12 protein-coding genes are annotated in these 15,780 nt (G+C 73.5%); 5 read left to right on the top strand and 7 right to left on the bottom strand.

Annotated features, from left to right (window positions below):
* Positions 1-154: 154 nt before the first annotated feature.
* From CUT83_RS25585 to CUT83_RS25570, 4 genes are all read left to right on the top strand, one after another.
* The gene (locus CUT83_RS25585) at positions 155-1,081 is read left to right on the top strand and encodes a 5-dehydro-4-deoxyglucarate dehydratase (protein ID WP_101258192.1); all 927 of its coding nucleotides are present in this window, start codon (positions 155-157) and stop codon (positions 1,079-1,081) included.
* A 228-nt stretch (positions 1,082-1,309) separates the two neighbouring features.
* Positions 1,310-2,872, top strand: a complete 1,563-nt coding sequence (locus CUT83_RS25580) for a sodium:solute symporter family protein (RefSeq protein WP_101258191.1) — start codon at positions 1,310-1,312, stop codon at positions 2,870-2,872.
* A gap of 106 nt (positions 2,873-2,978) precedes the next feature.
* Positions 2,979-3,893 carry a slipin family protein gene (locus CUT83_RS25575; protein WP_101258190.1) on the top strand — a complete coding sequence of 305 codons (915 nt, stop codon included), beginning with the start codon at positions 2,979-2,981 and terminating at the stop codon, positions 3,891-3,893.
* A gap of 377 nt (positions 3,894-4,270) precedes the next feature.
* Positions 4,271-4,702: a subtilase-type protease inhibitor gene (locus tag CUT83_RS25570; RefSeq protein WP_101258189.1), complete on the top strand. Its 432-nt coding sequence runs from the start codon at positions 4,271-4,273 to the stop codon at positions 4,700-4,702.
* A 136-nt stretch (positions 4,703-4,838) separates the two neighbouring features.
* Here the strand turns inward: CUT83_RS25570 and CUT83_RS25565 are convergent, their stop codons facing one another.
* The 4 genes from CUT83_RS25565 to CUT83_RS25550 form a co-directional block, all read right to left on the bottom strand.
* A complete protein-coding gene (locus tag CUT83_RS25565; RefSeq protein WP_101258188.1) occupies positions 4,839-5,576 on the bottom strand; it encodes a peptidoglycan recognition protein family protein in 738 nt (245 codons plus the stop codon).
* A 175-nt stretch (positions 5,577-5,751) separates the two neighbouring features.
* Positions 5,752-8,718, bottom strand: coding sequence for a tetratricopeptide repeat protein (locus CUT83_RS25560; RefSeq protein ID WP_101258187.1), 2,967 nt, complete (start codon positions 8,716-8,718; stop codon positions 5,752-5,754).
* Positions 8,718-10,580 carry an HSP90 family protein gene (locus tag CUT83_RS25555; protein WP_101258186.1) on the bottom strand — a complete coding sequence of 621 codons (1,863 nt, stop codon included), beginning with the start codon at positions 10,578-10,580 and terminating at the stop codon, positions 8,718-8,720. The genes CUT83_RS25560 and CUT83_RS25555 overlap by 1 nt, the downstream gene beginning before the upstream one ends.
* A 75-nt stretch (positions 10,581-10,655) precedes the next feature.
* A complete protein-coding gene (locus CUT83_RS25550) occupies positions 10,656-11,675 on the bottom strand; it encodes a hypothetical protein (protein WP_240958211.1) in 1,020 nt (339 codons plus the stop codon).
* 411 nt (positions 11,676-12,086) lie between these two features.
* Here CUT83_RS25550 and CUT83_RS25545 point away from each other — a divergent pair, with 411 nt between their 5' ends.
* Positions 12,087-12,281: an antitoxin gene (locus CUT83_RS25545; RefSeq protein ID WP_101258185.1), complete on the top strand. Its 195-nt coding sequence runs from the start codon at positions 12,087-12,089 to the stop codon at positions 12,279-12,281.
* Positions 12,282-12,423: 142 nt separating this feature from the next.
* Here CUT83_RS25545 and CUT83_RS25540 read toward each other — a convergent pair whose 3' ends face one another.
* From CUT83_RS25540 to CUT83_RS25530, 3 genes are read right to left on the bottom strand one after another with little or no spacing between them, the layout of a single operon-like run.
* Positions 12,424-14,067, bottom strand: coding sequence for an efflux permease Rv1217c-related protein (locus tag CUT83_RS25540; RefSeq protein ID WP_101258184.1), 1,644 nt, complete (start codon positions 14,065-14,067; stop codon positions 12,424-12,426).
* A 6-nt stretch (positions 14,068-14,073) separates the two neighbouring features.
* Positions 14,074-15,051: an ABC transporter ATP-binding protein gene (locus CUT83_RS25535; RefSeq protein WP_101258183.1), complete on the bottom strand. Its 978-nt coding sequence runs from the start codon at positions 15,049-15,051 to the stop codon at positions 14,074-14,076.
* Positions 15,052-15,087: 36 nt separating this feature from the next.
* Entirely contained in the window at positions 15,088-15,750 is a 663-nt protein-coding gene (locus tag CUT83_RS25530) for a hypothetical protein (protein WP_101258182.1), read from the bottom strand.
* Between the last annotated feature and the right edge of the window lie 30 nt (positions 15,751-15,780).

The following is a 15,780-nucleotide window of genomic DNA, read 5'->3' as shown; positions in this document are numbered from 1 at the left end:
TCCGACCGGGCGGCACTCCCGCAGCAGCGGACCGTCTTGACCACGGTGAACCCCTGCCCTACCGTAACGGTGTTCATGAATATGGACAGCGGTCGTGAATATGTACAGCGTCTACCGCCCCGCGACACCCAGCCCGCGACACCCAGGGAGTGCCGTGACCACACCTCCTCTCGCCGCCCGGCTCGACGGCCTGCTCTTCTTCCCCGTCACCGCGTACGGACCGGACGGCGCCCTCGACACCGATGTGTTCCGGGCGCATGTGCGCGGCGGCATCGACGCCGGTGCCGCCGCCGTCTTCGCCTGCTGCGGCACCGGCGAGTTCCACGCCCTGACCCCCGAGGAGTACGGCGCGTGCGTCTTCGCGGCGGTGACGGAGGCGGCGGGGCGGGTGCCGGTGGTCGCGGGCACCGGCTACGGCACCGCCCTCGCCGTGCGGTACGCCCGCGCCGCGGAGGAGGCGGGCGCCGACGGACTTCTGGCCATGCCCCCCTATCTGGTCGTACCCGGCCAGGAGGGGCTGCGGGCCCACTACACCGCCCTCGCGGACTCCACCGGGCTGGACGTCATCGTCTACCAGCGGGACAACGCCGTCCTCGCACCGGCCACGGTGGCCGAGCTCGCCCGCCACCCCCGGATCGCGGGTCTGAAGGACGGCGTCGGCGACCTCGACCTGATGCAGCGGATCGTCAGCGCGGTGCGCACCGCGGAGCCCGGCCGCGAGTTCCTGTACTTCAACGGGCTGCCCACCGCCGAACTCACCTGCCTCGCCTACCGGGGCATCGGGGTCGGCCTCTACTCCTCCGCCGCCTTCTGTTTCGCACCGGAGATCGCCGTCGCCTTCCACCGCGCCTTCGACGGGGGCGACGACGCCACCGTGCGCCGGCTGATCGACGGCTTCTACCGCCCCCTGGTGGAGCTGCGGAACAAGGGGCGCGGCTACGCGGTCTCGCTGGTCAAGGCCGGGGTGCGCCTGCGCGGTCTGGACGTGGGCGAGGTGCGTCCGCCGCTGAGCGAGCCGGACGGCGCGCACATCGAGGAACTGTCCGCCCTGATGGAACACGGGCGCGCCCTGCTGGCCTGAGGCGGGCGCGGAGGCCCGGACCGGGCCTCCGCGCGGACATCCCCGAAAGAGGGCAGAGCCGCATCGGCTTCCATGTACGTGAACATCGATCCAGGGCTCGATCGACTCAACTCCTCTTGCCGCTCCAACTGTTCACGCGTATTGACGCCCCACGAGGGCGCTCCTACTGTGACGGCACGCATTCATAGAGTTGACAGTAGTTCACATCTATGAACCAAAGGAGCCGTCATGGCCGCACTGGACTGGACCGTGCTGGGCGCGTACTTCCTCGTGATGGTGGGCATCGGCCTGTGGTCGAGGAAACGCATCCACACCATCGCCGACTTCTTCACGGCCCGCGGCCGTATCCCGTGGTGGCTCTCCGGGATATCGCACCACATGTCCGGCTACAGCGCGATCATGTTCGTGACCTTCGCCGCGGTCGCGTATGACCACGGCGTCACCGTCTACTTCTGGTGGCCCCTCACCATTGGACTGGGCATCGGCGTCGGCGCCTTCCTCTTCGCCGCGCGCTGGAACCGGCTGCGCGCCGGACACGGCGTCAACTCGCCGCTCGCCTACCTCGCCGTCCGCTACGACCTGCCCACCCAGCAGGTCCTCGCCTACAGCGGAACCGCGCTCAAGGTGGTGGACATCGCCGCGAAGTGGGTCGCCATCGCCCTGCTGCTCCAGGGGTTCGCGGACATTCCGCTGGTGTGGGGCATAGCCCTGACCGGCGCCTGCACCATGCTCTACATGGCGTTCGGCGGCCTGTGGGCCGACGTCCTCACCGACTTCGGCCAGTTCGTCATCCAGGCCGTCGCCGGGTTCGCGATGCTCTTCGCCCTCTTCGCCCACCTCGACGGGGTGGCCACACTCTGGACGATGTGGGACGACCTCCCGGCCGGCCGCGGCGACCCGGTCAGCGGCCCCGTCACCACCGGGCTGATCATGGCGTTCCTGCTGGTGAAGACCTTCGAGTACAACGGCGGCATGTGGAACCTGGCGCAGCGCTACATGGCCGCGCCCTCCGGCTCGCGGGCCAGGAGATCGGCACTGCTCTCCAGCTTCCTGTGGATCGTGTGGCCGTTCATCCTCTTCGTCCCGATGATCGCCGCCCCTCTCGTCGTCCCCGGTCTGGACGACGGCGAGAAGTCGTACATCATGCTCGCCCAGGAACTGCTGCCCGCCGGGCTCATCGGACTGCTCCTGGCCGGTTTCTTCTCCCACACCATGGCCATGGTGGCCTCCGACTCCAACGTCATCACCGCCGTCATCACCCGCGACCTCGCCCCGCTGGTCGTCCCTCGCGTACGGCGTCTGACGGAGGCCGGGCAGCTGCTGTTCGCGCGGGTCACCACGGTCGCCTTCGTCACGTTCAGCATGGCTCTCGCCCTCCTCGCCGACCCGGACGGCTTCATCATGACGGTCGTGGTGAGCATCGTCGCCGCCACCATGGGGCCGATCTCCATTCCGCTGATGCTGGGCCTGCTGCCCTGGTTCCGGCGTCACGGGCCGCGCGCGGCACTGGTCTCCTGGGCGGGCGGCCTGGCGGTCTGGGCGTATCTCTACTGGGGGGTGGAGGACGCCGGGCAGACCGCGAACGTCGGACTGCCGGTCCTCACCTCGCTGACGCTGTACGTCGTCGTCGGGCTGGTGCGGCCCGAGGGCAGCACGGCGCGCGACGCACTGCTCGACTCCCTCGACAGCGACCCGTCGGAGGCCGAACGGGCCGAGGTGGAGCGGAGGTTCGTCGACCACCCGCCCTCCTCTGACGGCGACGCCGTGTCGGGCACGGTCTCCACTCGCTGAGGCGCCCCGGAGACGGGACTCCCGCCGATCTTCATGCGGAGTTATCGTAAATATCAGACAAATTCGACGGGGGGACAGCCCAACCCACGGACAGTAGGTGTCTGCGATGCTCCAGGGACTCGCGGCGGCGGGGATCGTGCTGCTCTGCGTCTGCGCCGTCTACGTCGCGCTGGCGGCCCGGGTGGTCAAACAGTACGAACGCGGCGTGGTCTTCCGGCTCGGGCGGGTCATGAAGGACGTACGCCCACCGGGCTTCACCATGATCGTTCCGTTCGTCGACCGGATGCGCAAGGTCAACCTGCAGATAGTGACCCTGCCGGTGCCCGCGCAGGAGGGCATCAGCAGGGACAACGTGACCGTCCGGGTCGACGCCGTCGTGTACTTCAAGGTCGTCGACCCCGTCGACGCGATCGTCCGGGTGGAGGACTACCGCTTCGCGGTCTCCCAGATGGCCCAGACCTCGCTGCGCTCCATCATCGGCAAGAGCGATCTGGACGATCTGCTGTCCAACCGGGAGAAGCTGAACCAGGGCCTGGAGCTGATGATCGACAGCCCCGCCGTGGGCTGGGGCGTCCACGTCGACCGGGTCGAGATCAAGGACGTCTCCCTGCCGGAGACGATGAAGCGGTCGATGGCCCGCCAGGCGGAGGCCGCCCGCGACCGGCGGGCCCGCGTCATCAACGCCGACGCGGAGTTCCAGGCGTCGAAGAAGCTGGCGGAGGCCGCGCAGCAGATGGCCGACACGCCGTCCGCGCTGCAGTTGCGGCTTCTGCAGACGGTGGTGGCGGTCGCGGCCGAGAAGAACTCCACCCTGGTCCTGCCCTTCCCCGTCGAACTGCTGCGGTTCCTGGAAAGGGCTCAGCAGACTCCTCAGCCGGGTGGGGCGCCCTCCGCGCAGGCCGCTCCCCCACAGGTCCCGCCCTCGCAGGTCCCGCCCTCGCAGGTCCCGTACGCCGCGTCCTCCCCCGCACGGACGCCGGCCGACTCCGGGAGCGACGGGCAGCGGCCCGGAGGAGGATGAGGCATGCCTCCGGCGGCCCCGGCCGCCTCCGGACCGCCGGACGCCCCGCCCCCCGGACGGGTTCGAGGGGGGTACCCGACACTGTCGGCCAAAGGCAGCCACGCCGCCTTCCGGCCGTGGTGAGGCGCTCGGACGGGGCGGCCCGCCCACCGAACCGCAGGTCACGGTCGCCCCACCGGGAGCCCGGCTCTCCTTTGTTCGCACGCCGGACACACTTCCGCGGGAGACCGGAAGGCTCACGGCCGCCCCGGAGCCACTTTGAGCGACCGCGATGTCGCCGAATGTGACCGGAAGTGATCCATCCGATGTGCGTTCGCCCCTCGCCCCAGCAAGACTCCTGTTCGGAATCTGCCGAACCGAACCAAGGAGTGTTCGAAATGCGGTACGCCATCAAGGCTCTGGGAGTGAGCACCGCTCTGGCCGTCACCTGCCTGACGGGCTCGGCGGCCACCGCGGCCGCTTCGCCCGCGCAGCCCGAAGGGCTGTACGCGCCCTCGGCCCTGGTGCTCACCGTCGGCGAGGGGGAGGACCCTGCGACCGCCACCGTGCTGCGGGCCACCGTGCTGCGCTGCTCGCCGGCGCCGGGCGGCACCCACCCGGCGCCTGCCGAGGCATGCGATGAGCTGCGTTCCGCGGACGGCGAGTTCGCCTCGCTGCTCGAGCCCGGCGACCGGATGTGCCCGATGGTCTGGGATCCGGTCACCGTGACCGCCGACGGGGTCTGGGAGGGCCGCAGGGTCTCGTACACGCACACCTTCCCCAACTCCTGCGTCATGGCGGACACCGCCCCCGCGGTCTTCTCCTTCTGAGCCCGCCGGCGGTACCGCCCCGGACCCCGGCCTGGTTCCCGGCCCCCTGTCGCGTGCCCGGAAACGCCGCGAGGCCGCCGCCGTACGGACGGCGGCGGCCTCGCGGCGGTGGACAGAGCCGGCGGTGCCCGGGCCGTCAGGGGCCGAGGTCGCGCAGACGGGTGGCCTCCTCCCGGATCTCCGGCAGCCTGTCGTACAGCTCCTGACCGGGGCAGTCGGTCTGGTGGCTGTCACGGTGGCCCGCGATGACGTCGAACGTCGCCGCCTCGCCCTCGTCGTAGCGGCTCTCGTCGTTCGTCGAGACCAGCCGCACCCTGCCTCGCGGGTCCGCTCCGGGCCGCAGCTTCCACGCCGCGACCTCGGCGATCGCGTCGATCACCACACGCGGCACCTCCTGCCCCGCGCCGAAGGTGCCCAGCGCCGCCACACCGACGCTGTTGCGGTTGAACCCCTTGGTGTGCGCGCCGTACACCGGGCGTCCGATGCCGCCGCCCCGCCCCTCGTAGATGGTCCCGCACCGGTCCACGACGAAGTTGTAGCCGATGTCGTCCCACCCCTGGCCCTCGACGTGGTCCGTCTCCAGGGCCCGCAGCATCCGCGGGACGTCCGAGCAGTCGTAGCCGTTGGGGTGGCCGGTGTGGTGGACGAAGACGGCGCTCACCGGGCCCGTGTAGCTGGCCTCCTCCCTGACCAGGCTCTCGTCGGCGCGCCAGACCTTCCGGCTGACGACCGCGGGCCGTGGTGCGGTGTAGGCGGTGGCGGGGCCGGCGGTCTCCGGCACCGGGGGGTCGAGGAGATGGGCGGGAACGTCCCGCGCCACCAGCAGCGCCAGCGGCAGAAGGGCGGCGCCCAGCACAAGTCGTGGGTACCACATGCCCCCACCCTGCCTCCGCTCACCGCGGATCTCGCGGTCAAAGGGGCCGGTCGGGTGACGGCAAACGGCCGCCCGGAAAGGCGTTTACGCAGCTCAGAGGCCGAACGTGGGCTTCCGGCCGGGACGGCGCGCCGTCCCGGCCGGAAGCCGCTCGGCGGATCGGCTGCCCGACCGCTCAGCGGGAGGCCATGTCCTCGCGCAGTGCGGTGAGGATCCCGGCCGCCTCCTGCAGGCCCGCCCCGGCGCAGCGGCGGACCGCCGCGTCCAGGCGGGCCACCGCCCCCTTCGGCCGTTCCAGCCCGTTGCCCTCGATCAGGGCGGCCAGCCGTGCCGTCTCCGCCCGGCCCGCCTCCCCGTCCGGGCCGCCCTCCGCCAGACGCGAGTCGGCCCGGTCCGCCTCGGCCAGCGCCTCCTCGAAGCGCTCGGCGCGGGCCAGGCAGCGGGCGCGGCACAGGTGGTTGTGGCCGGCGTGGTACCAGTGGGGGAACTCCTCCGGGTCCTCGGGGACCCCGGCCAGCAGCTCGTCGGCGGCGGCCAGGTGACCGAGCGCCGCCTGAAGGTCCTCCTCCTCGCCGCGCGTGGCGAGGTCGGCGAACTCCCGGAGCATCTCCAGGACCGGTACCGGGCTGGGCGCCCGGCGGTGGGAGTCCAGAGCGCGTTCGCGCGCGGCCCCGGCCGCCTGAGGGCGGCCGGCCCGGGCCAGGGCCGCCGCCGCCTGGGCGGCGACCATGGTGTGGGTGAACTGCTCCTCCCACCCGGCCACCGTGTCGGCCAGGCTCAGGAACTCCTCGGCCGCCGCGCGGTGCTCCCCCAGCTCCGTCAGGCCCCGGGCGAGGGTGAGGCGGATCTGGGCCAGCAGCCGCTCGTCGAGCGGGCCGCCGGATTCCGCGCCGCCCTCACGGACCACCGACTCCAGCACCGCGACGGCGTCCTCCGGCTGCCCGGAGGCGGCCAGGGCGTCGGCGAGTTCCAGGCGGCACTCGGCCGCGCCGTTGTGGTCCCCCTCCCGCTCCATCCGGGCGGCGGCCTCGGACAGGTGCCGGACGGCTCCGGAGAGCTCACCGGCGTGCCGGCAGGCGTGGCCGAGCATCGCGTGGACGGCCGTGGCCGGGAAGGAGCGGTCGTCGTACCGCGCGGCCCGGGCCATGGCCTGCCGGAACACCTCGGCCGCCTCCCCGGGCCGGCCGGTGCGCATCAGGATCTGGCCCAGCAGCAGCATGCCGCGGGTCGCCCGCCACGGGGTGCCGGTCTCCTCCAGGATCTCCTGGGAACGCCGCTGCCGCTCGACGGCCTCCTCGATGCGCCCGGTGCGGGCGGCGATGTCGGCTTCGTAGAGGTGGGCTGCGGCCACCTGGTGGGGGACCTCCCGGCGTTCGGCCGCCGCGCGCAGCGCCGCGACCGCGTCCTGGAAGCGCGCCGCGGTCTCCGGGCCGGCGTCCGGCAGCGCGTCGACCAGTTCGGTGTGCGCGGCGAAGGCCCGGCAGTGGAGCACGACGAGGTACTTGTCCGGCCGGAAGTCCGCGTCCGGCTCCCGGTCCCCGCCGGGGAGCATCCGTTCGGCGAGCTCCATCAGGGGCTCCAGCTCCCGCCGTACCGCGAGGTGGCCGGCGGGCTCGTCGGCGGATCCCTCACCGTGCTCACCGTGCCCCTTCCCGGCCCCGGGCCGACAGGCCACGCGGGCCCGGGCGGCCAGCTCGTGCCAGGGCAGGCCGGCCCGGGCGTAGAGGCCGGCCGCCTCGGCCATCGCGTCCCGGCCGTTCCCGCCCCGCTCGTCCTCGGCGAACGCGCGCTGCTCGGCCAGCTCGGCCAGGAGCAGGTCGAGGGGGCCGAGCGCGGGGTCGTGGACGTATCCTTCGGCGGCCACGCGCTCGGCGACGCGTTCCCACAGCGGTGTGTCACCGGGGTGCCCCCGGTCGGCCAGTCGCCGTGCCTCGGCGACCAGTTCGGCGAAGTCCTCGGGAACGGCCACCCGGTGCGCGGTGGCGGGAGCGGGGACGGGCTCCGCGGCGGCCCCGCCGTCCTTCGGTCCGGTCAGCGGGGTGACGCGCAGCCCCAGCGCGAGCGGCTCGTCCAGCACGGGGCGCCGCTCCAGGCGCTCGCGGCGGCGCTCGCCGACCGCCGCCGTGCCGTTGCGCCGGTCGAACGCGGCGGCCAGCTCGTCCGCCTCCGTCCCGATCTCCTCGTTCAGCGTCCGCGCCGTCCACTGCCGCCCGGGCGGCCCGGCGACGGGTGTGTCGGCGTATCCCTGCTCCACGAGGCGGCCGAGCAGCACCTGGAGGCCGGTGAGGAAGGCCAGCCGCGCCTTGGGGGCGCCGGTGACCTCGAACAGTCCGCGGTTCTCGGCGAGGATCTCCAGTCCGCGGCCCTCGTTGCGGGTCAGGGCGCAGAACTCCAGGTGGAGGCCGACCTCCTCGGCCATGCCCGTCCTGCCGCGGGCGTAGCGGTATCCGGCCAGATGGTGCGAGCGGGCCTCGTCCACGCGGCCGGTGCGCAGCAGCGGGAGCAGCGCGAAGGCGTGGCTGACGTACGGCTCCTCCTGGCAGCTCACGGCCCCGGCGAACAGCGGCGCCCAGATCCGCAGGGCCTGCTCGTCCTCCCCGAGGAGGACGTGGTGCAGCGCCCGGTGGCGTATCTCGCACGCCTCGCAGTCGCTCAGCCGCTCCCGGGGGCGGGTCACCCACAGGTCGTAGGCGGACTCCAGGCCGCTGCCGGTGTGCAGCGCGACGCGGTGTGCCATGGCCGCCACCGGCTGCATGCCGTGGCCGGCCTCGCGGTAGCGCTCGCGCATCCGGCCGATCCACTGCTCGATGGTGGCCAGCGGTACGTCCGGCACCTCCAGCAGCGAGGTCGTCACCCACTTGAAGCGCCAGTAGACCTGGTGGCCCTCCCACTCGTTGAAGGCTCCGCGGTCCTCGTCCCACAGCTGGAGCAGCCGGGCGAAGACCACCGGCGACTTGCGGTGCTCGCCGGTGTACTCGTAGGCCTCCATCAGTTCCAGCAGCGCGGTGACGAGGAGTCCCTTGTCCTCGAACTGCCCGGCGGCTTCGACCAGTTCCTCGGCCCTCACCGTTCTGGGCAGGCCGTAGGGTCGTTCGTCGTTCTCCCGCAGCGCGTCGAGCACGGCCTCCGGGGTCTCCAGCATCACGGCTCCTTCCGGGAGGCCGGGCCGCCGGGGGTGTCGGCCCGGTCGTGCATGGCGTGGTCGAGCAGGCCGAGGAAGGCCCGGTTGAGCAGCGCGCTCTCGGCGGCGCGCAGCGGGCGGCGGCTGAGCAGCAGCGCCTGCCCGTACAGTGCCTCCGCCGTGGCCGTGGCCAGCCCGCGTTCGGTGATCGTCGCCGCGCGGCGGACCAGCGGGTTGAGGTGGTTGAGGACCAGTTGGGCGCGGGGGGCCTCGGTGCGCAGGGAGCCGAGGATGTCGGCCCACAGCCCGTCGCCGGTGCCGGCCAGTTCGGAGCGGGTGCGCTCGTGCCGGGCCTCCCGGTTGTCCAGCAGGAGGGCGGGGGCGGTCACCGGCTGGAAGCTGCGCAGCACCACGTCGCAGTCGTGGACGCCGATCACCTCGCGGGCCACGGCCAGGAAGGAGGCCGCGGCCAGTTCGGCGGCGGGCTCCACCGCGTCCAGGTGCGCGGTGACGGTGGCCGGGTCCAGGTCGCCGACGGTGGTGCCGGAGCGTATCTCCGGCAGCCGGTGCACCAGGTCCCGGTCGTAGGTGTAGCCGCCGTTGACGACTCCGAGGCCGGCCGCCGCGGCGATCGGCGCGACCTGCCGGAACTCCTCCACGCTCCGGGTGACCAGGATCGTGGGGTGGGTGCGGGCGAACTCGTCCAGGGTGACGTTGCCGTCGGTCGTCTCGAAGGGCAGCCACGGCAGCAGCATCCGCAGCAGCGCGTCGTCGTGGCGGGCCAGTGCCTTGACGGCCAGGTGGTGAGTCTCGATGAAGCGGTGCAGGAGGGTGGGGTCGCCGGCGGCCAGGCCGGTGAGCCAGTCGCGCAGCCGGTCGCCGAGCGCCTCGCGCACGGCGTCGAGCGTCTCGTCCTCGTACAGCGCCTCGCGGGAGGCGGTGGGCCGCAGACCGGTGGTGTCCACCACGCAGCGCACGAAGAACGCCCAGTCGGGCAGCAGCTCGGACGCCTGGTCCGACAGGAGCATGCCCTTGAGGTGCACCCGGTGGCCGGCTCGCTGGGAGGGGCTGACGGCGGTCGGCAGGACGTAGGCGACGCCGCGCAGCCCGACGACGGGCAGGTCCAGTTCGACGGTGTCCAGCGGGGTGAAGCCGAAGGTGGAGCGGCAGTGCTCGGCCAGCGCCTCGCGGCGGGCCCGCGGGGAGGCGTGGCGCTCCTGCCACGGCGGGGTCCGGTCGATGCGGGTGGCCGTGCCGCGGGCGTCGGTCACGGTGACCTCGTGCCGCAGCAGGCCGCCGTAGTGCCGGGCCAGTTCCAGGACCCGGTCGGGACGTGTCCACTCGGTGCCGTCCGCGCGGGGGGTGAGCCGCACCGTGGTGCCCGGCTCCGGCCTGGTGTGCGCAGGCAGGGTGCGGATGGTGTAGCTGCCGTCGGCGCGTCCGCGCCATTCGACGACCGGCGCGTCGGGGGTGGCCGCCGAGCGGCTGACCACGGTGATCTCGTCGGCCACCACGAAGCAGGCGAGCAGTCCGATGCCGAACTGGCCGATGAACTCCGAGCGGGCCGAGGCGATGGCCGTTCCGTCGAGGCCTCCGTCGGCGGAGCGCTTGGAACTGCGGCCGATCGTCGCGAGGAAGGTGTGGACGTCCTTCTCGGACAGGCCGACGCCGGTGTCCGTGACGGTGAGCGTCTCACCGGTCTCCACGGTGATCCGGGCGGGGGCGCCCGGGGACAGCGCCTGGCGGGCGGTGATGGCGTCCACCGCGTTCTGCAGCAGCTCGCGCAGGTAGACGCGGGGGCTGGAGTAGAGGTGGTGGGAGAGCAGGTCGACCAGGCCGCGCAGATCGACCTGGAAGGTGTGGGACGTCTGATGCTGGGACACCGGGTGGGCTTTCTTCCGTGGGTGGCGGGAGGGGCCGTCGAGTCGGCGGGACGGTGGGCCGGCGGGCCGGCGCGGTCAGCGGCCGGCGCGCGAGCGCCACTTGCGGAACGCCGCGACCGGATCGCCGGAGTCGAGGTACTGCCAGGGGAACTCGGTGACCCGTCCCTCCAGCGGTGCGAAGGCGGCGGCCGCCGCCTCCCGTTCGCCGGCCAGCGAGAGGGCCATGGCGAAGGTGTTGTGCACGCCGATCCAGTCGTACGGACGTCCGAAGGCCGGGTCCCCGATGGACCGGTGAGCGGCCTCCAGCAGCCGGGCGCGTACGTCGGGGCGGCCGATGTACTCCGCGTCCTCCCCCCGCTCCAGGTCCAGCCAGTGCTCCAGGTGGGCGATGGCCACCAGTTCGCCCAGCGGGCTGCCCTCGGGGGCCGAGAGCATCGACTCGCGCGCGAACTCGTGCATCTCCTCGTGGGATCCGCCCCACTTGGCGCACACCTGCTGCAGGTGCTGCCGGTGCGCGCCCGGGTGGCCGGGACAGCGGCGCACCGCCGCCTCGAAGCGGAGCCGGGCGATCTGGGGTCCGACCTGGAGGCCGCGGCCGCAGACCTGGAGCATGAACCAGGGGGCGACCCACTCCGGCTCGCGCTCGGCCACCCGGTACAGCAGATCCTCGGCGACCTCCAGCCGCTGGTGGAAGACCCGGAACTGCTCACGGGAGACCTGGGAGGCCTGTGCGGAGGTGCGGGCCTCCCAGGCCCAGTCGATGTGGTGCGCGCCGGCCATGAGCAGGGCCAGGGTCCCGTCCGGCTCGCGGTCCATGACACGGCCCATCAGCTCGCCTGTGCCCGGCGCCTTGGAGGCGTGCCACACCAGCCGGCACAGCTCCTCCCCGTCGGTCACGGCCGCCAGCCGCTCGCGGACGGCGGGCCAGTCCCCCGCACCGATCGCCTCCCGCAGCCGGGCCAGCTCCGGATCGCCGAAGTCGGTGACCAGGCGCGCCGCCGGTCCGCGCTTCCACAGCCCGAACGGGAACACCGGCCGGCGCCGCCCGCCCGCCGACTGCTCCCCGGCCGCGGAGTGCCGACTGATGGTCGTCATGTGCATCCCCCCGTGAAGGCCCCGCCGGGGGCCTCTGAATGATCGTCTGGAGAACGAATATCATGCGGCACCGACAATGCTTCGGCCAGGGGTTTCCCGCTGGTTACCAACTGTGACCGACTGTGGCCGACGACGGCGGCCGGGCCGTTCAGCGGGCCGGCCGCTCCGGCCCGGCCCCGGCCCCGGCCCCGGCCCCGGCCCGGCCAGCGGGAAGGCTGTACTCCGCTTCCCGCGGTCCGGTCCAGCGAACCCCACCTTCCCCGCTGCCGGGCCACCTCCTCCTCCGCCTCGGAGATCGCCCGGATTCCGCGGCCCGGCGCCCATCCACAGGAGAACGACATGTTTCCCCCATTTGGCAGCGGTTAGGCGATATAGGACAAGACGGTACGACACCACCGCGAGGAGGCCGTTATGGGCAAGCTGGGCGACATGGCGAACAAGGCCAAGAAGATGGCCAAGCGCCACCCCGACCAGGCGGACAAGGGCGTCGACCGCGCCGACCAGACCATCGACGAGCGCACCGGCGGCAAGTACGACGCCCAGACGGACAAGGCCGCCGAGTCCGTGCGCCGCTCCTACGGCAACGACGAGGACCAGCTGCGGTAGGGCGAGCCGAGGCAGGGCTCTCGTACGGGCGGCGGGGCCGCCGGCGCTCGAAAGCGCCGGCGGCCCCGTTTCCTTTCCGGTCCGCAGAGGTCCCTCCGAAGGGCTGGGGGCCGGCGGGCCGGGCCCGCCGTACCGCCGCACCTCAGTCCCCGGTGACGTCCCGGCGTTCGAAGGCCGCGACGCCCGCCAGCGCGGCCAGCAGCCCGAGGCCGGTCATGACCGCCGCGGGCAGGAGCTCGAACGGCTCGACGGGCACGGTGGCCAGGTGGTGGAACGGCGACAGATCCAGCACCTGACCCGGCCAGTCCAGCGCCGTCCCGATCGTCTCCACCAGGTAGGCGGCGACCGCCACGGTCACCGGCAGACCGACGGTGAGCCGGGGCGCGGTGCCGTAGACCAGCACGGCCAGGCCGGTCAGGAGCACCACCACGGGCAGGGTGTTCAGCACCGATCCGAACGCGCCGGCCGCCCCCACCTCGGCCCCGCCGGCCACCGCGCCGGCCCACACGGCCAGTGCCGCGACGGCCGCGAGCAGCAGGGAGGCGGCCAGGGCGAGCAGGATGTGGCCGCCCAGCCAGCGGTAGCGGGAGACCGGCCTGGTGAGGGTGGACTCCAGACGCCCGGCGGCCTCCTCGGCGCGCGCCGCGCCGATCCGCCAGCAGGCGTGGAGGCAGAGCAGCAGGCCGAACAGCAGACCCATGGTGCCCAGGTAGCCCTCGGTGACCCGCTGCAGGTCCCACCCGAGCCGCCGGAGCATCTCCCGGTAGGACGCCTGCTCGGCCACGAAGTCGGTGACCGCCTTGGCCACCGATCCGGTCACCAGGGCGTAGAGGGTGATGCCGGTCAGCCAGCCGGCCAGCATGCCCTGCGTCCCGCGCCAGGCGAACGCCGCCGGGCCGCCCAGCAGCCCGAGCCTGGCGCGGCGGCTGTCGGAGCCGGCGATCAGGGCGCCGCCGGTGTCGCGCAGTGCGCGCAGCCGCACGGCGACGGCGCCCAGGAGCACCGGCGCGGCCGACAGCAGGAGCAGGGCCGCCCACCGGGGGTCGCGGTAGGCGTGGAGCTCGTCCATCCAGCCGAACGGGGTCAGCCAGCGCAGCCAGCCGCGGGAGTCGCTGCTGTTGGCGGCCATTCTGAGCAGGAAGGACGCGCCGAGCACCGCGGCCGCGGCGCCGGTGGCCCGGCGGCGCACCTCGAAGACCTGCGCGGTGACGGCGCAGACCCCGGCGAACGTGGCCGCGAAGCCCGCGACGCCCAGCCCGAACAGCGCCGAGCCCGCCGCGGCGGCGCCCGACAGCGTCAGTGCCGTCGCGATCGCGGCGCCGATCACGGTGATCGCGGCGGCGACGACCAGCAGCTGCACCAGCAGGGCGCGGCCCGCCCGCACCGGCGCCGCCAGTACGGACTCGGCCCGGCCCGTCTCCTCCTCCCCGCGCAGCAGCCGTCCGGTGGTCAGCAATGCCCAGATCCCGGCGATCGCGGCCAGGATCCAGCCGGCGTCCCAGGCGGCGAAGCCGCCGGGGGTGTCGACGGCGTGCGGGATGCCCTGGAGCATCCGCACGGCCGGGTTGTCCTGGAAGGTGGAGATGGTGCGGCGCGACGCGGCGTCGGGGTAGGCGGCGAGGTAGGTGAGGACCTCGACGACCGCGTAGAGGGCGGTCGACAGGGCCAGCACCAGGGTGCCGCGGCGGATCAGCCGGGCCGCCAGCCCGGCGATCGCCGCCTCCGTGCGGTGCCGCCGCGCCGGGCGGGCGGCCCGGGGTGCGGGTACGGCCCTGGCCATCGTCATCGCCTCCTACCGCGGGTCCCGCGGACTCGGCGCGTCCCGCGGTTCCGGCGCGTCCCGTTCTTCCCGGGCGCCGTGCGCGGCGGCGACGGCCCCGCGCTGCCCGGAGGTGGCCTCGTAGTAGGTCAGGAAGATCTCCTCCAGGCTCGGTTCCCGGCTGCGGAGCCTGACCAGTCCGGCCGAGGCCAGCCTGGAGAGCGCGGCCGACGGCGGCCCGGTGACGGACACCCGCAGGCCGCGGTCGATCCGCTCCACGGCGACCACGCCCGGCACTCCGTCGAGCCGGGGCGCGGGACCGTCCAGGACCGCCTCGAACACCGTGGTGTTCAGCTTGCGCAGATCCTCCAGCGCCGCGACCTCCACGAGCCGCCCCGCGCGCAGGATCGCCACGCGATGGCAGATGTCCTCCACCTGATCCAGCAGGTGCGAGGAGAGGAAGACCGTCTGGCCGCGGTCGGCGGCCTCCCGGGCCAGCGCCTGGAACTCCGCCTCCATCAGGGGGTCGAGGCCGCTGGTCGGCTCGTCCAGCAGCAGCACGTCGGGCCGGGTCATGAACGCGGCGGTCAGAGCGATCTTCTGCCGGTTGCCCTTGGAGTACGAGCGGGCCCGCACGCCCGGGTCGACCCTCAGCCGTTCGACGAGTTCGTCCCGGAAGGCCTCGTCGGCGCCGCCGGACAGGTTGGCCAGGTGGGTGAGGATCTCCATGCCGGTCAGCTGCGGCCACAGGGAGACGTCGCCCGAGACGTAGGAGACGTGCCGGTGGGCGCGCTCGACGTCCTCGACCGGCACCCCCATGATCCGCGCCGTCCCCGCGGTCGGGCGGACGAGGTGGAGCAGCAGGCGGATCGTGGTGGACTTGCCCGCCCCGTTGGGGCCCAGGAAGCCGAAGATCTCGCCCTGCTCCACCCGGAGGTCCAGGTCCTCCAGGGCGGTGACCGCGCCGAAGTGCTTCGTCAGCCCCTCGGTGTGTATGGCCGGAACGCGCATGCCGCACCTCCGAGGTCCGAAAGGACACCTCCCACGCTACAGATCTCTCCGGCCGGAGGCAGGCGCGGAGGCGGGGGCGGGGGCGGAGGGCCCGTGCGGTCCCGCGACGGTGGTGACCACCCGCACCAGGGCGGGTGTCCGGGGTGCGGAGCCGAACCCGAACCGCACCGGTGGGTCGACCGGCGCGAGCGGGCCCAGATCCCGGCCCTCCCAGGAGGCCTCGATCCCGGTGATCCCGCGCAGGTCCCGTACGCCGTACCACTCCTGGTATCCGCCGCCCGCGCTGCCCCTGGTCCGCACCCCGGGCATCAGCCGGGCGGGGAGGTCGGTGAGCGCGACCCAGGCGGGCCGGGCGGCGAGCGGGGCGGGCACACACCGCAGCAGCAGTCCGAGCCCGCCCCGGCGGCCGGTGGTGAGGCTCATCCGCAGCGGTCCGGCCGCGACGTGCCAGTGCCGTCCGGCCGCGTCCACCGCCACCGGGACGACCAGCACCCGGTCGAAGCGGTAGACCGCGGCGACGAAGTCCGCGATCCGCCGGGACGGGGCCAGCAGCAGCCGCTGCCCGTCGGCCCGCTCCAGCATCACGTCGCTGAACGGTCCGAACGGCGACCGGGGCCAGTGTCCGAGTACGATCCGCGTCCCGGAGGACGTCCCCGCACCGGCGATCCACCCGTGGAACCGCTGGGCGTTCCGCACCATGGGCACCCCTTCCGGTGACAGGGGGCGTTC

It is taken from the genome of Streptomyces barkulensis (genome assembly GCF_002843305.1).
Classification (GTDB): Bacteria; Actinomycetota; Actinomycetes; order Streptomycetales; family Streptomycetaceae; genus Streptomyces; species Streptomyces barkulensis.
The sequence above is the reverse complement of the archived record's forward strand: the minus strand, read 5'-3'. Positions and strand labels throughout refer to the sequence as shown.